14 protein-coding genes are annotated in these 18,046 nt (G+C 57.9%); 8 read left to right on the top strand and 6 right to left on the bottom strand.

From position 1 onward, the window contains the following. Nucleotides 1-148: 148 nt before the first annotated feature. Both RGV06_RS02165 and RGV06_RS02160 read left to right on the top strand, forming a co-directional pair. Nucleotides 149-385, top strand: a complete 237-nt coding sequence (locus RGV06_RS02165; protein ID WP_019822745.1) for a YdcH family protein — start codon at nt 149-151, stop codon at nt 383-385. Between the two features lie 26 nt (nt 386-411). Next, nucleotides 412-708, top strand: a complete 297-nt coding sequence (locus RGV06_RS02160) for a putative quinol monooxygenase (RefSeq protein ID WP_019822743.1) — start codon at nt 412-414, stop codon at nt 706-708. 66 nt (nt 709-774) lie between these two features. On the opposite strand, the gene RGV06_RS02155 is transcribed toward RGV06_RS02160, so the two are convergent. Further along, complete coding sequence (locus RGV06_RS02155) at nt 775-2,547, bottom strand: acyl-CoA dehydrogenase C-terminal domain-containing protein (RefSeq protein WP_322149233.1); 1,773 nt, start codon at nt 2,545-2,547, stop codon at nt 775-777. Nucleotides 2,548-2,588: 41 nt separating this feature from the next. Continuing rightward, nucleotides 2,589-4,211 (bottom strand): acyl-CoA synthetase, encoded by a 1,623-nt coding sequence (locus RGV06_RS02150; RefSeq protein WP_322149232.1) that lies wholly within the window; start codon nt 4,209-4,211, stop codon nt 2,589-2,591. A 180-nt stretch (nt 4,212-4,391) separates the two neighbouring features. Between RGV06_RS02150 and RGV06_RS02145 the strand changes: the two genes are divergently transcribed. After that, nucleotides 4,392-6,203, top strand: coding sequence for a PAS domain-containing sensor histidine kinase (locus tag RGV06_RS02145; RefSeq protein ID WP_322149231.1), 1,812 nt, complete (start codon nt 4,392-4,394; stop codon nt 6,201-6,203). Continuing rightward, complete coding sequence (locus tag RGV06_RS02140) at nt 6,200-6,835, top strand: response regulator transcription factor (RefSeq protein ID WP_046809374.1); 636 nt, start codon at nt 6,200-6,202, stop codon at nt 6,833-6,835. The genes RGV06_RS02145 and RGV06_RS02140 overlap by 4 nt, the downstream gene beginning before the upstream one ends. On the opposite strand, the gene RGV06_RS02135 is transcribed toward RGV06_RS02140, so the two are convergent. Further along, a complete protein-coding gene (locus tag RGV06_RS02135; protein WP_322149229.1) occupies nt 6,822-8,222 on the bottom strand; it encodes a PLP-dependent aminotransferase family protein in 1,401 nt (466 codons plus the stop codon). The genes RGV06_RS02140 and RGV06_RS02135 overlap by 14 nt on opposite strands. 146 nt (nt 8,223-8,368) lie before the next feature. On the opposite strand from RGV06_RS02135, the gene RGV06_RS02130 reads away from it, so the two are divergent. Next, on the top strand, nt 8,369-9,004 hold the full coding sequence (locus tag RGV06_RS02130; protein ID WP_322149227.1) for a LysE family translocator: 636 nt from the start codon (nt 8,369-8,371) through the stop codon (nt 9,002-9,004). Nucleotides 9,005-9,194: 190 nt separating this feature from the next. Beyond that, complete coding sequence (locus RGV06_RS02125; RefSeq protein WP_082136552.1) at nt 9,195-10,040, top strand: site-specific integrase; 846 nt, start codon at nt 9,195-9,197, stop codon at nt 10,038-10,040. Nucleotides 10,041-10,125: 85 nt separating this feature from the next. Here RGV06_RS02125 and RGV06_RS02120 read toward each other — a convergent pair whose 3' ends face one another. Further along, on the bottom strand, nt 10,126-11,214 hold the full coding sequence (locus tag RGV06_RS02120; protein WP_322149226.1) for a polyamine ABC transporter substrate-binding protein: 1,089 nt from the start codon (nt 11,212-11,214) through the stop codon (nt 10,126-10,128). Nucleotides 11,215-11,264: 50 nt separating this feature from the next. Beyond that, entirely contained in the window at nt 11,265-12,566 is a 1,302-nt protein-coding gene (locus RGV06_RS02115) for an NAD(P)/FAD-dependent oxidoreductase (RefSeq protein ID WP_322149225.1), read from the bottom strand. Nucleotides 12,567-12,724: 158 nt separating this feature from the next. Here RGV06_RS02115 and RGV06_RS02110 point away from each other — a divergent pair, with 158 nt between their 5' ends. Both RGV06_RS02110 and RGV06_RS02105 read left to right on the top strand, forming a co-directional pair. Next, nucleotides 12,725-13,597: a LysR substrate-binding domain-containing protein gene (locus RGV06_RS02110; protein ID WP_019822724.1), complete on the top strand. Its 873-nt coding sequence runs from the start codon at nt 12,725-12,727 to the stop codon at nt 13,595-13,597. A gap of 279 nt (nt 13,598-13,876) precedes the next feature. Further along, complete coding sequence (locus RGV06_RS02105; protein WP_019822722.1) at nt 13,877-15,439, top strand: TerC family protein; 1,563 nt, start codon at nt 13,877-13,879, stop codon at nt 15,437-15,439. 87 nt (nt 15,440-15,526) lie between these two features. On the opposite strand, the gene RGV06_RS02100 is transcribed toward RGV06_RS02105, so the two are convergent. Beyond that, nucleotides 15,527-17,947 carry a glucose/quinate/shikimate family membrane-bound PQQ-dependent dehydrogenase gene (locus RGV06_RS02100; RefSeq protein WP_019822720.1) on the bottom strand — a complete coding sequence of 807 codons (2,421 nt, stop codon included), beginning with the start codon at nt 17,945-17,947 and terminating at the stop codon, nt 15,527-15,529. Nucleotides 17,948-18,046: the final 99 nt, after the last annotated feature.

The following is an 18,046-nucleotide window of genomic DNA, read 5'->3' as shown; positions in this document are numbered from 1 at the left end:
AAATGAGGGGGACTAAAGTGGCTACCTGGCTTTCTGATAGGCCTATTGCGTGCTATTGCTTAGGTGGGTTCATGGCGAACCGAATACTTTCGATCAGGCTCTCCCTCAGAGCCTGACCCCGTCACTGAAATGTCCATGAGGTGTATCTATGCCAGTCAAGCACGACTTGTTACAGGACTTGGGGCTCACCAAGGAAGCCATCAGCAAGTTCCGCAGCGAAAACCCTCATCTGAATCAGTTGTTTGTGCAGTACGGCGAAAAAGATGCCGAAGTCGTTGAAGCTGAAGCCAACGATGCAATAGGGGTTGCCGACGATGTGTTGCGCAAGCTCAAGGAGCAACGGCTCCTGATCAAGGATAAAATCGCGCAAATCTTGAGCGCTTAAGTCACCGTAAGTTGCGGGAAGTAGACATGTCTCAAATCATCAAAATTGTAGCTACATTGCGAGCCAAGCCAGGGCATGGCAGAACGGTCGAGCAGGCACTGCGTGCCTGTGTCGAAGGCTCACGAGCCGAGCCGGGCTGTCATTTCTATGACTTGCACGTGGATCGTACCGATCCGGAGTGCTTTGTATTTGTTGAAGGCTGGGCGGACATGGAGGCTATCGAGCACCACAAAACCACCCCGCACTATCAGGCGATGACCCACGCGGTGGGTGATTTGCTGGCCCACCGTGAAGTGTTGCTGCTGGACGAGCTGAGCATCTAAGGCCCAGTTCAATAGAGCAACACCCTGCGGCGGTCCTTGACGGGGCCGCCGTTTTATTTGGCGGGTTTAAAAGCTCGCCGCATCCAGTTCGTACAGCGATTCGCTGCCTGCCCGGATGGTGTGCTCAAGGCTCAACGTGCGCGGCAGCAATCGGCTGAAGTAAAACTTCGCGGTGGCAAGCTTGGCGCTGTAAAACGCCGGCTCGGCCTCCATCGAGCGCTGTGCCACATCGGCCATGCGTGCCCATAGCCAGGCGTACGCCACATAGCCGAACAGGTGCAGATACTCGACGCATGCGGCGCCGGTTTCGTTGGGGTTGACCTTGGCCCGTGCCTGCAACCAGTCACTGACGTCTTCAAGACGCCGCACCGCGTCGAGCAACTCGCTGGCGTAAGGTTTGCCGGGGCTGGAGGCAAAATCGCGGACCTGAGCAGTAAACATGCGCAGGCTTGCACCGCCGTTGGCGATCACTTTACGGCCCAGTAAATCCAGTGCCTGAATCCCGTTGGTCCCTTCATAGATCTGCGCGATACGTACGTCACGGACCAACTGCTCCTGGCCCCATTCACGGACGTAACCGTGGCCACCCAATACTTGCTGACCCAGCACGCAGCTGTCGAACCCGTTATCGGTGAAAAAGGCTTTGGCGACTGGCGTGAGCAAGGCCACCAGCGCGCTGGCGTCCTCTTGCTCCCGTGGCTCGGTCGAGAACTTGGCGAGGTCCAGTTGTTGACCCACGTAGCTGGCGAACGCCCGGCCGCCTTCGGTCATGGCCTTCATGCTCAGCAACATGCGGCGCACATCGGGATGAACAATGATCGGGTCGGCCATTTTGTCAGGGGCGACGGCTCCAGTCGGTGCACGGCCTTGCAGGCGCTCGCAGGCATAGGCACGGGCACTCTGATAGGAGGCTTCGGCGCACCCAATGCCTTGAATGCCGATGGACAAGCGTTCGTAGTTCATCATGGTGAACATGGCTGCCAGTCCCTTGTTGGCTTCGCCAATCAGCCAGCCCTGTGCACCGTCAAAATTGATCACGCAGGTGGCCGAGGCCTTGATCCCCATTTTGTGTTCGATGGAGCCACAGCTAACGGCATTCCCTTGACCCAGGGAGCCATCGTCCTTGATCAGTACCTTGGGCACCAGGAACAACGAAATGCCCCGGGGGCCGGGTGGCGCGTCCGGCAGTTTGGCCAGCACCAGGTGAATGATGTTCTCGGTCAGGTCCTGGTCGCCCCCGGTGATGAACATCTTGCTGCCGCTGATGCTGAAACTGCCGTCCGGCTGTGGCTCGGCGCGGGTACGGATGATGCCCAGGTCTGTGCCGCTGTGGGCTTCGGTCAAACACATTGAACCGGCCCAGCGACCTTCATACATCGGGGGCAAGTAAAGGCTTTTGAGTTCTTCGCTGGCATGGGCATCAATGGCCAGGCAGGCGCCACTGGTCAGCGCGGAGTACAGGGCAAAACTTGAGTTGGCGCCGTAGAGCATTTCTTCGAATTGCACCGCGAGCATTTTCGGCATGCCAAGCCCACCGAACTCAGGGTTGCCCGACAACCCGACCCAGCCGCCTTCGATATAGGTGTTATAAGCGGACTTGAACCCCCTGGGGGTCGTTACTTGGCCCGAATGCCACTGGGCGCCTTCCTCGTCGCCACTGCGGTTGAGTGGAGCAATCAACTGAGCGGTGACTTTGGCGGCTTCTTCGAGAATCGCGTCGCAGGTGTCGGCATCCACATGATCGGCCAGGGCGGGAAGTCTGGCCCAGAGCGCAGGGGCCTCGAAGACTTCGTGCAAGACAAAACGCATGTCGCGAAGCGGAGCATTGAATTCAGGCATTGAGACTCTCTTGTGTTGGCAGTGGATATCCCGTGGGGGGATTACAGCGCTTTGGCCATGTCGCGCAGTACGTACTTCTGGATTTTCCCTGTCGAGGTCTTGGGCAACAGGGTAAACACCACCGTACGTGGCACCTTGAAGCCGGCCAGGTGATCGCGACAAAAGGCGATGATCTCTGCCTCGCGCACCCGTGGGTGATCAGCCTTCAGGGTGATGAAGGCGCAGGGGGTTTCGCCCCACTTTTCATCCGGGCGCGCAACCACCGCGGCTTCCATCACGGCGGGATGGCGGTACAGCACGCCTTCGACTTCGATCGTGGAAATATTCTCGCCCCCGGAAATGATGATGTCCTTGAGACGGTCACGAATTTCGACATAACCGTCCGGATGGCATACCGCCAGGTCGCCGGTATGAAACCAACCACCTTCGAAGGCTTCGGCTGTAGCGCTGGGGTTCTTCAAGTACCCCTTCATCACGGTGTTGCCACGCATGAATATCTCGCCCATGGTTTCGCCGTCACGGGGGGTTGGAATGAGGGTTTTAGGGTCGGCCACCATCACGCCTTCCAGCGTGGGGTAACGCACGCCTTGACGGGATTTGATCTGCGCACGCTCGGCCAAGGGCTGCTCATCCCACTTGTCATGCCAGGCACAGATCGTCACGGGACCATACACTTCGGTCAGGCCGTAAACGTGGGTCACCTTGATGCCCATCTCTTCTACGGCACCAATCACTTTGGCCGGTGGGGCCGCGCCTGCAACCATTGCATGCACCGGATGGTCAATTGCGGCCTTGGCTGACTCGGGCATATTGACCAGCGCATTGAGCACGATCGGCGCACCGCACAGATGAGTGACCTGATGCTCACGAATCAAATTGAGGATTTTTTGCGGATCGACCCGGCGCAAGAACACATGCACACCGGCCAATGCCGTAATGATCCACGGGTAGCACCAGCCGTTGCAGTGGAACATCGGCAAGGTCCACAGATACACCGGATGGTTGCCGATGGACCAGACCATCTGATTGCCCAGGGAGTTGAGGTAAGCGCCGCGATGGTGATACACCACGCCCTTCGGGTTGCCGGTGGTGCCAGAGGTGTAGTTGAGCGCTATGGCCTGCCACTCATCCGCGGGCCATTGCCACTCGTACTCGGGGTCGCCTTCAGCCAGTAGCGCTTCATAGTCCAGTGCGCTGACAGGCTGGCCTTCGCCGTACTCGGGATCATCGACATCGATGATCAGTGGCGGATGGTCCAGCATAGCGACGGCGGCATGGACCACGTCATGGAATTCGCGGTCGGCAATTAACACCTTGGCCTCACCGTGGGCCAGCATGAAGGCAATGGCTTCAGCGTCCAGGCGTACGTTCAGGGCATTGAGCACTGCGCCGATCATGGGCACCGCAAAATGCGCTTCAAGCATGGCCGGGATGTTGGGCAGCATCACCGCCACCGTATCGCCCTGGCCAACCCCGCGTCCTGCAAGCGCACAGGCCAGTCGTCGGCAGCGGCTGTAGGTCTGCGCCCAGGTGCGGCGAATGGAGCCGTGAATCACGGCAGGGTAGTCAGGGTAGACGTTGGCGGTGCGTTCGATGAAGCTCAGAGGGGTGAGTGCCATATGGTTTACGGCAGTCGGCTCAAGGCCGTGCTCAAAAATCGACATGAGGGTCATTCCGGTGGCTGATTGTTAGCTCTATGGCTGCCCGCCGTGCCAATGGCCAGCGGGTCAGTTTTATGTCCGGTCTGACTTATAGCCCACTCTGGGTTTGATATGGAAGTAATACCTAAGCACTATAGTAGTTGTACTATATCGATAAAATCTGCCCAGACGTCAGGATGCCGAATGCCCGTTTCCCTGCTGCTCCATGATCCTCAGCCCACTGTGGTGCTTGATGCACACGGCTTGCCGCTGACGGCGAACCGGGCTTTGACCGGTCTTTTGAAGGGAAAGATGCTGAGTCACGTGAGTACCTTGTTGCCTGGCAATTTGCCGGAGCTGGTCCGCGCTTGCCTGCAACAGGTCAGAGCCATCGAGCAGGTGGAGGCGCAATGCGATCAACACGTGTGGCTCTGGACGTTGATACCCGACCCCGACAACCACTGTGTGGTGGCTCGGGGTCGCGAAGCGAGTACGGAGCTGCTGGCGGAGCGTGAGGCGGCCAAGGCGCGGCGCCTTTACCGGCTGATTACCGAAAACACCACTGATCTGATCTCGCGTCATACCCCGGACGGGCGTTTCCTGGATGCATCCCCGGCGTCCTGGACCTTGCTCGGGTACTGGCCCGAGACACTGCGTGGCACCCGGGCTCAGCGCTTGTTTCATGCTCACGACCTAAAGCTGGCGCTGCGTCAGGCACGGGATGCACTGCAAGCCGATGGCTATCACACCATGACGTACCGCATTCGCCACCACGAGGGGCATTACCTGTGGTTTGAAACCGCGAGCCGGGCAATACGTGAAACCTACACCGGCGCTGTGGTTGAAGTGGTGAGTGTGTCGCGGGACATCACCGCGCGCATCCAGGCCGAAGAAAACAAGCGGCGGCTGGCGGAGGTGGTCGAGGCCAATCCTGATCCTGTGCTGTTTATCGACCCGGCTGGCGGCGTGTCTTATCTCAATCCGGCGGCGCGGCGCATCCTCGGCATTCTGCCGGCACAGGGCATGCCTCCATTGTCTGCGTTTTTGGCCGCCCACACTCTGGCGATGCTGGAGTCCAGTGGCTGGAGCGGTGCCGAGCAGCACGGCTTGTGGAGTACTGAAACCCGTCTGCAGCCATTGAGTGGCGAGCCTTCGGTGCCTGTGTCATTGCTGCTGCTGGCCCATCGTTCAACTGCCGGCGAGCGGTTTTTCTCGCTGGTTGCCCGGGACATGCGCGAGCGCGAATTGCGTGAAGCCCAGCAGCGTCATCATCAGGATGAAATGGCGCACACCACACGGCTGATCACCCTTGGTGAGCTGGCATCCGGGATCGCCCATGAAATCAATCAGCCGCTGGCGGCCGTGGTCAATTACGCTAACGCCAGCCAGCGTTACCTGCAGACCCTGGGCAGCAATCCAGAGGCCGTAGAACGTGTGGCCCAGGGGCTGGAGAGGATCAACCTGCATGCCAACCACGCTTCTGAAGTGATCAAACGACTGCGCGGTTTTTTACGCAAGGGGCGACGCAACCTGCAGGCGCTGGATGTCAGCGAGGTGGCGCGGCAGGCGGTAAGTTTGTGTGCCTGGGAAGCCCGGGAGCGCCATGTGGTTATCGAGCAGCAATTACCGGATAACCTCGGGCGGGTATACGTTGATCGGGTGCTTCTGGAGCAGGTGCTGCTCAACCTGTTGCGCAATGCCATTGACGCCAACAGCGAGCAACATCCGGGGCAGGCTTCGCGCATTACCCTGCTGGCGCAAACGTTGGCGGGTGGAGTACTGCAAATCCGCGTGCAGGATCAGGGGCCGGGTGTCAGTGCCGGTCAGCTTGAGCAACTGTTTACACCGTTCTACACCAGCAAAGTCGATGGGTTGGGGCTGGGTTTGTCGATGAGTCGCAGCATCATTGAAGGCTTCGGCGGTGAGCTCGATGCCCGACCACAACCCGAAGGATTATTGATGTGCTGCAATTTGCCGTTGATGGCCTCAGTCAAACCAACAAGAGAGTCAACATGACAACCCAAACCCGGTCTGTGGTGTACGTGGTGGATGATGATCAGGGCATGCTCGACTCGACCGTCTGGCTGCTGGAATCCGTTGGCCTGCATGCGCTGGCCTTTACCAGTGGGCAGGCCTTTCTGCAGGCGTGCGATCCTGCGCTCAGTGCCTGCGTGGTGCTGGATGTCCGTATGCCGGCAATGGGCGGTCTTAACGTGCAACAGGCGTTGCAGGAGCGCGGCATCAAGATGCCGGTGATATTCGTCAGCGGTCATGCCGATGTGCCGATCGTGGTACGTGCCTTCAAGGCGGGCGCTCATGACTTTATCGAAAAACCCTATAACCAGCAGTTGCTGCTGGACAGCGTGCAGCAGGCGCTCAGCGGCGGCAATGCACTGCAAACGGCAACCCGGGAGCAGGCACAGCTGGAGGCGCGACTGAGCAGCCTGACGCCCCGTGAGCGGGATGTGTTCCTGCCCTTGGTCAAGGGCTACACCACCCGTGAAATTGCCGAGCAACTGGCGGTAAGCGTCAAGACCATCGACCTGTATCGCTCCCGGGTGATGAAGCGCATGCAGGCCCGGCACTTGCCGGATCTGGTGGGCATGGCCATTGCGGCCGGGCTGGTCGATCCGCTCAAGTTGCGTTAGCCAGCAAGGCCTCAACGGCGGCCATGACTTCGGGCCGATAGGAGTGGGCAACGTTAAAGCGTAGTAACCGGTGCAATGCCGGATCGTGACCGAACAGGCTGCCCGGAGCCAGTACCACGCCCCGGGCCAATCCTTGCCGGGCGAGGGTTTGTGCATCAAAACCCGGTGGCAAGGTCGCCCACATAAACAAGCCGCCTTCATAAGGGGTGTTCAGGCTAAAGCCGAGGTGCTGCAACCACTCGCCAACCTTAGCGCCGCAGGCCTGCAGGCCCTGGACCGTGCGCTTGCGGTGTTTGTGGTAACTGCCATCGTTGAGCATCGCAGCCACCACCTGCTCAAGCATTTGAGCGGTGATGCCCCCACACATCAGCTTCATTTGTGTGAGGTTGGCTGCCACCTGCGGGGCGGCGACCACAAAACTGACGCGCAAATTTGCGCTCAGGGTTTTCGAGAAACCACTGAGGTACGTCACGTGTTGCACCCCGGCCAAAGCAACCAGTCGAGGCGGCGGGCTGGGGTGCAAATCGCCGTAGAGATCGTCTTCGATGATATGGCAGTTATAGCGCTTGGCCAGTTCCAGCAAGCCATAAGCCTGCGCTGGGGAAAAGGAGTGGCCGGTGGGGTTGTGCAGCAGGCTGGTGGTTACATACAGGCTAGGGCGCTGCTCGATCAAAATCTGTTCCAGCGCTTGCAGGTCCAGCCCCTGTGCGCTGCGGTCTATGGTGACAATGCGGGCACCGTGCAGGCTCAGGTTTGCGTGAAAGTTGAAGTAGCAGGGAGCATCGAGCAGCACCGTGTCGCCAGGCCTAATACGCAAGCGCAGCAGCATGTCCAGGCCCTGTACGGTATTGGCAGTGGTGATGATCTGTTCGACCGGCACCTCGATGCCTTGCCCCGAGAGCTTTTGCTGCAAGGCCAGGCGCAACGGCATATAGCCCGCGGGATCGCCATAACTGGCCAGTTGCAGGGCGGGCGAGCGGCTGATCTTGCGCACGCAGGCGCCCATGGTACTGGTCTCCAGCCAGCTTTCGGGCAAGTGACCGCCACCCGGGCGCAATGCGCTGCTGGCGTTGATCAGTGAGCGGCGTAACAGACTGGTCAAATCCTGGGGCAATAGATCAAGTCCGGGCACCCGTGGCTGCACCGCTTTGGTCGCAACAAAGTAACCCAGCCCCTGACTGGACGTAATACGGCCTTGCCCGCGCAGGCGATCAAGGGCTTCAATCAGGGTGAATTTGCTCACGCCCCAGTGTCCGGTCATCACCCGTGCAGAAGGCAGCTTGCTGCCGGGGCTGAGCAAGCCGCTGTCGATAGCCGTGCTCAGGGCATCGACGATCTGCTGGACCTTGGATAGACCAGGCTGGAACGAAACGATAGGTAGATGCATGGAGGCCTCATACTTTGCCGGTGATGTTACCAGTAAAGATCGGTAAAGTTTGTGGGTGGTTCATCTGCCTATTGTCTGGGGTACTGCTTAGACTGCGGTGTCGCTCGCATAGGTTCGAGCGTTGATTGCGGGATGTAACGATCAAAATGGCCACACAACTCACCCTGGTTTCCTTTTCTTATTTTCTCATTTTCTGCGCCACCATGACCTTTAGTCCTGGGCCCATGACCCTCTTGCTGATGGGGTTTGGCATGCAGGAAGGCTTGAAACGTTCAATGCCGGTGCAGTTGGGGGCCAGTGCCGCGTATCTGGTGTCGATTCTGTTTTTTGCCGTGGGCTTTGCAGAGTTGATCAAGGGCAATCCCTTGATCAGTCGTGCATTGCAGTACATCGGCGTGGCCTATTTGCTGTATCTGGCCTATAGGCAATGGAACAGTAACGGGCTGGCGCTCGATCGCACTGCAACCCTGGACAGCGGCTTCAAGGGCCGTTTTGGCAAGGGCTTGCTGACCGGCTTCTCTAACCCGAAAACCATCGTCATGTTCAGCGCCGTGTTTCCGCAGTTTGCAGGGCAGGGCAGTGCTACCCGGACGCAGGATCTGATCGTGCTGGGGTTGGCGTTTTTGCTGTTGCAGTTTGCCAGTGGCTGTCTGTATTGCTACTTCGGCCAGCGTATTCGGCGAGTGCTGCAAAGTCCGTCGCGCCAGGTGTTGCTGCAAAGGGCGACGGCAGTGATGCTGTTAGGTGTGGCACTGATGCTGGCGAGAGGGTTTGACCACTGAGTAAAACGCTATAAGTGCACTGAATAATTATGGGTATGGGTTATATTGAGACGTGTTTCAACCCGTATCGAGATTGGTTTTGTTGACTATTGACCCTGCAGCAACACTGGTATCAGCCATAGCGTTAAATCAGGTTCAAACACCTGTGGCGCTTTATCTGCAGCGCCTTGCGCCATCCAGCCGTCAGACAATGCGCTATGTACTGCAGGACGCAGCGGATCGCCTGGGCGTAGAAGATGTGGCCATCGATGAGTTTCCTTGGCATCACTTGCAACCCGGTCATATCACGGCTCTGGTAGCAGCATTGCGCGAGGACGGCTATGCGCCCAACACCTCATCCCTGTACGTAAATGCCATTCGCGGTGTAATGAATCAGGCATGGCAGCAGAGCCTGATTACCCAGGATCATTTACTGAAGATTCGCGCAGTGAAGGCGGGCGGTGGCTCGCGGCTGGTCAAGGGACGTAACCTGCGGCGCAACTTGATCCGTGAACTGATGGATGTGTGTGCGGCAGATCCGCGTCCGCAAGGGCTCAGGGATGCAGCGATCATTGCGATTTTGTATGGTTCGGGGATGCGCAAGTCGGAGTCGGTGAACATGGACCTGTGTCAGGTCGATGTGGAGCAGCGAAGCTTGCAGGTATTGGGCAAAGGCAACAAGGAACTGATCAAGTTCGCTCCGGCCTGGGCTTTTGAAAAGCTTGAAGCGTGGCTGGCGTTTCGTCGGGCCAATTTGCCGGAAGGCGCCAGTGACGACGCGTTTCTGTTCAATCGCATCCGCCGTGGCAATCACATCACCCGCGAGCGCATCACCAAACATGCCATTTACTACATCGCCAAACAGCGGGGCAGGCAGGTAGGGGTCGACATCATGCCCCACGACTTTCGCCGCTCGTTTATCACCCGGGTGATTGAAGAGTACGACGTCTCCATCGCCCAAAAACTGGCTCACCACGCCAACATTGCCACCACCGTCAGCTATGACGTGCGGGATGACAATGAGCGGCGCAATGTGACAGACCGATTTTTGTTGTAGCCAAACTCTTGTGGGATGCGAGTGCTGGAATTTGTCAGGCAGTTCCAGGTGATGCTGTCGCGAGCAAGCCGCTCTCACAGGTTCGTCAGGTGTTGGTTTTAAGCTTGGTCCACAGGCGGGTGGTCAAGCGGGCAACCTTGGCCGGCAGGTCTTCTACGGTGAACAGGGTGTCGATCACTTCCTTGGACGGGTAGATCGCCGGGTCCTGTTTCACGTCTGGCGACAAGTACGCATCCGCCGCCTGATTAGGGTTGGCGTAGTGGATCTGGTTGCTGATATTGGCAATCACTTGCGGCGTCAGCAGGTAGTTCATGTAGGTGTAGGCATTCTTTTCATGAGGCGCGCTTTTGGGCATCACCACCATGTCGAGCCACAGTGTTGAGCCCTCCTTGGGAATCGAGTAGGCGATATTGATCCCGTTCCCGGCTTCCTTGGCACTGGCCGCGGCCTGCACCACGTCCCCGTTAAAGCCGATCACTGCACATATATTGCCGTTGGCCAGATCGCTGATGTATTTGGACGCGTGAAAGTATTGAACGTATGGCCGGATTTTCAGCAATGCCTGCTCGGCTTTCTTGTAGTCTTCCGGGTCGTGGCTATGGTGCGGCAAACCCAGGTAGTTGAGGGTAATTGGTAGCACTTGCGTCGGATTGTCGATGATTGCGACCCCGCACTGGCTAAGCTTTTTGATGTTGTTTTCATCAAAAAACAGGCTCCAGGACTGAGTGATATCGGTAGTACCGAAAATGGCCTTGATCTTCTCTACGTTGTAGCCAATACCCGCCGTACCCCACATGTAGGGGTAACCGTACTGGTTGCCGGGGTCGTTGACTTCGAGCTTTTTCATCAAGACCGGATCAAGGTTCTTCCAGTTGGGCAACTGGCTCCTGTCCAGCTTCTGGATGGCGCCGGCCTTGATCAGGCGAGACAGGAAGTGGTTGGAAGGGCTGACCACGTCATAACCGGTGTTGCCGGTCATCAACTTGGATTCCAGGACTTCGTTGCTGTCATGAATGTCGTACGTTGCCTTGATCCCTGTTTCCTTGGTGAAGGAAGTCAAGGTGTCGTCAGCGATATAGCCATTCCAGTTAGAGATATTGACGCTCTCGTCCGCGAGGGTGACGGTCGAAAACGCAGCGAGTATTACCGCAAGGGAAACCGGGTGGATGTACATGTGCAATCACCTTTTCAAGGAGCTTTTATTCTTTTGTGGTGTGAGAGGTTTCAGATTTCTGTCTTGGCCCTGACCGCTTCCATACGCATTCGTAACACCGCGCCGATATCAAAGAACGGGCGGGGCGGAAGCCAGCCAGGCTGGGCTCTATCCATGACCGACTGCAGCAACTCAGAGCTGGCGCCCGATGCCAGTTCGGCGAGCAGACGCCCCCATAGGGTGCCGCGGGCAACACCGGAGCCATTGCATCCGGCCACGGCATAAACGCCGTCTTCGACCTTGGCAAAGTAAGGCTGGCCGCTGCGGGTAGCGCTCAGGTGGCCGGTCCAGGTGTAGTGAATGTCCTGCTCACCAAGCCCGGGGAAGCGGCGTTGCAAGCCCAGAACATGGTGTTTGCGGCGCTGTATCAAATCACGGTCGGATAAATCCTTGGTGCGGTATTCCGCTGTATTGCGGATCATCACCCGACGATCCGGGGTCAGGCGTACCGTGGCGCCCAATGGGCGGGTCGACAGGACGCCCCAAGGCTCAACACTGCCGATGGCCTGGTATTCCTTGTCCGTCAGGGGGCGGGTCAGGCTGGCGCTGAGTTCCATCGGGAAGGTCGCGCTGTTGTCGATTCCCGCTCGGGGGATAAATGCATTCAGGCATACCAGCACCTGGCTAGCTTCGATGCTGCCCTGGGTGCCTGCGGCTCGAATCCGCCCGCCACTCAGGCGCTCAAGACCGGTGATCTCGGTGTTTTCAAACAGGGTGACATTGGCCGGCAATGAATCCAGCAGGCCTTTCACGTACTTTGCTGGCTGCAGCAAGGCATTGCCATTGCCGCACCAGATCGCGGCCTGGTAATGCCGGGTGCCGAGCTTTTGTGCCAGTTGCGTGCCTTCCAGAAACTGCGCGCTGGCGCCTACTGCGCTCAGGGTTTTGAGCTTGGCCTCGACATGGTTCAGCTTGCCAGGGTCATTGACTGCGAAGTAATAACCCGAGTCCCGGTACTCACACTCGATGCCATGGCGTGCAATACGCATGCGTACCTCTTCGCCCGCGGCCTGGCCAATGGATGAGTCGGCAGCAAATCCTGAAAATCCGCTTTTGCCGATCAGTTCATCGTCGCCAGGGTTTTCGTGGGCAACGGCGTAACCGGAATTGCGCGCTGAAGCCCCTTGGGCGGCACGTTGCCGGTCGACAACCACGATGCGCGCCTCGGGGTGCAGTTCAGCAAGTGAGTGGGCTGCACTCAGGCCGGTGATACCTGCGCCGATAATGAGCCAGTCGGCTTTCTCTGAGCGTGTGAGGTGATCACGGCAAGGGGAGCTTCCAGCAAGCGCAATCCAGCCACATTCATTTTTCACGTTTCACCTCATTTAACTGTTGTACTGATCGTCCTCTGGCTTTAATGCATGCGCTATTTGCATGGCTGCCTGGAGGTGACGCTCTCTATAGCTGGAATTTATGCCGGATCTGGTGATATAACCAACGTTATAAATTCATTGATTGATTCTGAAAACGCATGGATAAAATCCGCCACGTACCCTCGCTCCAGGGATTGCAGGCGCTGGTCGAGGTTGCAGACTCGGGCAGCTTCACTCAGGCCGCGCAAACCCTGTGCCTGACTCAAAGTGCTGTCAGCCGCAAGATTCAGCAACTTGAAGCGCATTTCGGTGTTGCACTGTTTGCCCGAACAAGCCGCAACGTGCGAATGACAGGCGAAGGTGAGCAGGTGCTGGCCAGTGCCCGGAGTATTCTTGAACAATTGAAAGTGCTTGAAGACCGGCTTTCACCGCAAAAGCGGCCATTTAGAATTCGCATGCATGTTTCGCTGGCCGTTCGCTGGTTATTGCCAAAGCTGAGCGACTTTTACCTGCAGCATCCGGACATCGCCTTGTCGATTGAGACGGTCGCAACCGAGATAGTCGAGCCGGCTAGCGACAGCGACGCCTACATCCTTTACCTGCCAAGGCCATCGAGCGATCCAGCGTGCATGGTGCTGTTTGACGAGGCACTGGTGCCGGTGTGCGCGCCGGACCTGGGGCCGCTGACATCCATGGCAGACCTTGTACACTTTGCGCTGCTGCATCGTTCAGCCGACCAGCAAGCTTGGACTGACTGGTTGGCGGCAAACGAAGGCAAATCGCTGCAGGCCTACAGGCATATTCCGTTCAATCTCGACGAACTGGCACTGGATGCCGCAGCGCGGGGCCTGGGTGTGGCGGTGACCGACATGACCCTGGCGGCAGAGTCCATTCAACGCGGGGTGTTGATTGTCCCGTTCGGCGAACCGCTAAAGACCGGCGGTAACTATTCGCTGTGCCTGCAGCCGTCGGCCAACTCGCATCCGGCGCGTTCCGAAGTGCTGCAATGGTTTGCCCGGCAGGCCGAGTGATAATGGAGAACTTGTTAAATTTTGTAATAAGTCTTCTCGCAGGAATATTTATAAATCGCTGTAGGATTGCCTCCCCAATTCAATACAGGTTTGTATGAACGCCCTACAGGAACCACCCAGTCGCAGCTCTGAGCCTGCGCCCCTTCTTCGCTTGATCACCTCTGTCGAGCGTGCTTTACCTTTCTCCAGCCCTTCGTTTTGCGATAGCACATCCGTTGCTACGCTTGCCCGTGCGCGCTCGTCGTTAACCCTGAACCTTCGTGAGATTGACTGATACCTATGGAATGGATTGCAGATCCCACGGCCTGGCTCGGCCTGTTGACGTTGATTGTGCTGGAACTGGTACTGGGCATTGATAACTTGGTGTTTATCGCCATCCTGGCAGACAAGTTGCCGCCGGAGCAGCGCGATCGTGCCCGGGTCATTGGTCTTACGCTTGCACTGGTGATGCGTCTGGGCCTGCTGGCCAGCATCTCGTGGATCGTCACGCTGACGGCGCCGTTGTTTGAAGTGTTCGACAAATCGTTCTCGGGTCGCGACCTGATCATGCTGTTCGGCGGCCTGTTTCTGTTGTTCAAGGCGACGATGGAGTTGCATGAACGACTGGAAGGGCATGTGGCCGAACGCACATCAAGCATGGGCTACGCCATGTTCTGGCCGATCGTGGCGCAGATTGTGGTTCTGGACGCTGTGTTTTCCATGGACGCGGTGATTACCGCCGTTGGTATGGTTGATCACCTGTCTGTGATGATGATCGCGGTGGTGTTCTCGATCGGCTTGATGATTATTGCCAGTAAACCCCTGACCAAATTCGTTAACAGTCACCCTACGGTGATCATGCTGTGTCTTGGCTTCCTGATGATGATCGGTTTCAGCTTGACCGCTGAAGGCCTGGGCTTCCACATTCCTAAAGGCTATCTATATGCCGCCATCGGCTTCTCGATTTTGATCGAAGTGCTGAACCAGATTGCTCGTGCGCGTCGCAAGAAAAGCGTGCAGGGCCTGCGCCCGATGCGTGAGCGAACCGCTCATGCGGTGATGCGTTTGCTGGGCGGCCGGACCTTGAGTGCAGATGAAGTGGGCGAAGACATTGCTGACATGCTTGAAGGCGGGAGTGAAAAGGACGTCTTCCATCGCCGCGAACGGGTGATGATCAGTGGCGTACTGCAACTGGCAGAGCGCCCGATTCGTACGGTGATGACGCCACGGGCCGAGATCGATCATATCGATCTGGCTGATTCAGCAGACACTATTCGCACGACGCTGATGCACTCCTCGTACTCCCGATTGCCTCTGATCCGGGAAGGGCGCGTTGACGAGCCGTTGGGTTTTGTTCACAAGAAGGAGTTGCTCAAAGAGCTGCTGGCAGGTCACGAACCTGATTTAGAGGCCATGGCGCGCAAGACCATCAACCTGCTGGACAGTTTCACGATCCTCAATGCGCTGGAACAGATGCGCAAAGAGTCGACGCACATTGCGTTCGTGATTAACGAGTTCGGCGACTTTATTGGGCTGTTGACCATGACCGATATTCTGGAATCCATTGCCGGTGAGCTGCCGGATGCCAGCGAGATCGAAGGGCCAAATATCGTTGCACGTGAGGATGGTTACCTGGTCAGTGGTGCATTGAACCTGAGCCAGATCCGTCAGCACATCGGCTTTGCGGCCAAGGCTACGGATGACTATCAGACAATAGCCGGGATGGTGATGAGTTTGCTGGATCGCCTGCCGATGATTGGCGACAAGCTGGAGTGGGAAGGCTGGACCATGACTGTGGTCGAGGTAGAGGAGCGTCGGGTGACGCGGGTGTTGCTGAGCAAGCCTGCAGAGGTTTTGGCTTAGACATAGAACCTGTGGGAGCCGGGCTTGCCCGCGATGGCAATACCTCGGTCAGTCAGACCGAGGTATTGCCTCCCATAAGGGTAGTGTTTACTGGCTGTCAGGTAGCGCGTAAGCGATCACGTAATCGCCACGATCAGGCGACTGACGTGCACCACCAGCCGTGATGACGATGTATTGCTTGCCTGTTTTAGGCGACACAAATGTCATCGGGCCACCTTGGCTGCCGACTGGCAAGCGGGCTTTCCAGGCTTCTTCGCCATTGGCGGAGTTGAAGGCGCGCAGGTAGTAGTCCTGAGTGCCGGCGATAAACACCAGGCCACCTTGAGTGGACAGCGTACCGCCCAGTGTCGGCATGCCTATTGGCAGTTGCAGGCCCATTTTGATGCCCATCGGGCCGGTGTCCTGAACGGTTCCAACCGGCACTTGCCACGCGATTTTCTGAGTCTTCATGTCGATGGCAGTCAGCGTCCCGAAAGGCGGCGCCTGGCACGGAATGCCTGCCACCGACAGGAAGCGGTTTTTGTTCACGGCATAAGGCGTACCCTTGAGCGGAACTGCGCCCATGCCGGTGTTCAGGGCTTCGCCGCCGGAAGAAGCCTTGGCGTCTTTTTCTTGCGGCACCATCTGTACCCACAAGCCCAGACGCATATCGTTGACGAAGATAAAGCCGTGTACCGGGTCAGTCGACAGGCTGCCCCAGTTCATGCCGCCAAGCGATCCGGGGAAGCTCAACGACACGTCAGTGCCCGGCGCGGTGTACAGACCTTCGTAACGCATTTTCTTGAACGAGATGCGGCACAGCATTTGATCGAAAGGGGTTGCACCCCACATGTCCGACTCAGTCAGTGTTTGCGCGCCAATTTGTGGCATGCCCACGGACTTTGGCTGAGTCAGCGAGTAGGGTTCGTCAGGGATATTCGACGGTTTGACCGCAACTTCTTCGACTTTAGTCAGTGGCTGGCCAGTGTGGCGATCCAGCACAAAAATCTGTCCTGCCTTGGTACCGATCACCAGGGCTGGCACCTTGCTGCCATCTGGCTTGGCAAAGTCGATCAGGCTTGGCTGCATCGGCAGGTCGAAGTCCCACAGGTCATTGTGGACCGTCTGGTAAACCCATTTTTCTTCACCGGTGGTAGCGTTCAACGCCAACACGGATGCGCCGTACTTGTGATCCAGGGCTGTACGCTCAACGCCGTAGATGTCAGTGGACGAACTGCCCATCGGCAAGAACACCGTGTTCATCAGCGGGTCATAAGACATGGGTGCCCAGCTGTTGGGCGTGCTGCGAACGTAAGTCTTGCCGTCAGCCGGAGCTTGTTTGTCTTGCGGGTTGCCCGGATCAAAAGCCCAGCGCATGGCGCCAGTCATCACGTCGAAACCACGTATCACGCCACCAGGCATGTCGGCCTGCACGTTATCGGCAACACGGCCGCCAACTACCACTGTAGTGCCCGCCATCAGGGGTGCCGACGACAGCTGGTAGTAGGAATCAGGCACATTGCCCAGTCCAGCCTTGAGATCAACCTGGCCATTGGTGCCGAAGTCCGGGCAGAACTGGCCGGTATCCGCGTCCACAGCAATCAGGCGAGCATCGATGGTGTTGGTCAGCAGACGACGCTGACACGCAGCACCAGGGGCAACCGTTACCGCTGCTGCCGGAGTGCTGCCGTCAGTAGGCTGGGTGACGGCGCTCGTGGCGTCAAAATAGGCCAGGCCGCGGCAACGCTGCCAAACTGCCGACTGTGCATTGATGTTGTTTTTCCACAGCTCTTTACCTGTATCGGCATCCAGAGCAATGAGGTTGTTGTGGGGTGTGCAGATAAAAACCTTGTCGCCCACTTGCAGGGGGGTCATCTGGTCTTCAGCACCATTGCCGTTGCTGATTGCAACGTCACCGGTCTGGTAGGTCCAGGCTGGCACCAGTTGGGATACGTTGCTGCGGTTGATTTGGTCCAGCGCAGCAAAGCGGCTGCCACCCTCGTCGTTACCGTAATGCGCCCAGTCTTTCTGGGCTTTGTCCGGGTCGACCTTGGTCAGGCCAGGGCCATTGCCGGTTGGCGCGACCGAAGCGTGGGGCTGGAACATTCCCCAGGCACCGGCAGCGATGGCTACAGCCAGCACCGCGCTCAGCCCGTATCCAGCGTTGCCGCTGAGTCCGTTGGCCTTGCGCAGGGTCGGGTAAACCAGCGCCACGACAAGGCTCAGTACGGCGAGGGCGAACAGGCGCGAAACCAGCGGCCAGAACACCAATCCGGCATCGACCAGCGCCCAGATGACACTGGCCACCATCACGGCGGCGAACAGCCAGGCACCTGCCAGACGCTTTTTGAACAAGAGTATGGACGAAGCAACCATACCGAGGCCTGCGAGCAGGAAGTACAGGCTGCCACCCAGCGTGGCGAGGTAACCACCACCGGCTACAAAGAGCAATCCGAAGACAAGCACACCGAGAGCGGCGACCCAGATGGGCCAACGGCTTACAGCTGCCGAAGGTTGAGCATTAATCATTTTTCATGACCCTATTGATGCATGAACGGTTGGGAGGAGGGTATAGCGTTTAACTGTAGCGGCTTGCAGGCCAGGCGCAGGCGAGTCCGGAGGTTCTTC

The sequence above is a fragment of the Pseudomonas sp. CCI3.1 genome, from assembly GCF_034313985.1.
Taxonomy (GTDB): Bacteria; Pseudomonadota; Gammaproteobacteria; order Pseudomonadales; family Pseudomonadaceae; genus Aquipseudomonas; species Aquipseudomonas psychrophila.
This window is presented reverse-complemented; position numbering and strand designations above follow the sequence as displayed.

Excerpts from the sequence above, each read along its gene's own strand:
- RGV06_RS02155 (WP_322149233.1), bottom strand. The coding sequence starts at position 2,547 with ATGCCTGAATTCAATGCTCCGCTTCGCGACATGCGTTTTGTCTTGCAC.
- RGV06_RS02120 (WP_322149226.1), bottom strand. The coding sequence starts at position 11,214 with ATGTACATCCACCCGGTTTCCCTTGCGGTAATACTCGCTGCGTTTTCG.
- RGV06_RS02110 (WP_019822724.1), top strand. The coding sequence starts at position 12,725 with ATGGATAAAATCCGCCACGTACCCTCGCTCCAGGGATTGCAGGCGCTG.
- RGV06_RS02145 (WP_322149231.1), top strand. The coding sequence starts at position 4,392 with ATGCCCGTTTCCCTGCTGCTCCATGATCCTCAGCCCACTGTGGTGCTT.
- RGV06_RS02150 (WP_322149232.1), bottom strand. The coding sequence starts at position 4,211 with ATGTCGATTTTTGAGCACGGCCTTGAGCCGACTGCCGTAAACCATATG.
- RGV06_RS02165 (WP_019822745.1), top strand. The coding sequence starts at position 149 with ATGCCAGTCAAGCACGACTTGTTACAGGACTTGGGGCTCACCAAGGAA.
- RGV06_RS02130 (WP_322149227.1), top strand. The coding sequence starts at position 8,369 with ATGGCCACACAACTCACCCTGGTTTCCTTTTCTTATTTTCTCATTTTC.
- RGV06_RS02140 (WP_046809374.1), top strand. The coding sequence starts at position 6,200 with ATGACAACCCAAACCCGGTCTGTGGTGTACGTGGTGGATGATGATCAG.
- RGV06_RS02100 (WP_019822720.1), bottom strand. The coding sequence starts at position 17,947 with ATGATTAATGCTCAACCTTCGGCAGCTGTAAGCCGTTGGCCCATCTGG.
- RGV06_RS02105 (WP_019822722.1), top strand. The coding sequence starts at position 13,877 with ATGGAATGGATTGCAGATCCCACGGCCTGGCTCGGCCTGTTGACGTTG.
- RGV06_RS02125 (WP_082136552.1), top strand. The coding sequence starts at position 9,195 with ATGCGCTATGTACTGCAGGACGCAGCGGATCGCCTGGGCGTAGAAGAT.
- RGV06_RS02135 (WP_322149229.1), bottom strand. The coding sequence starts at position 8,222 with ATGCATCTACCTATCGTTTCGTTCCAGCCTGGTCTATCCAAGGTCCAG.
- RGV06_RS02160 (WP_019822743.1), top strand. The coding sequence starts at position 412 with ATGTCTCAAATCATCAAAATTGTAGCTACATTGCGAGCCAAGCCAGGG.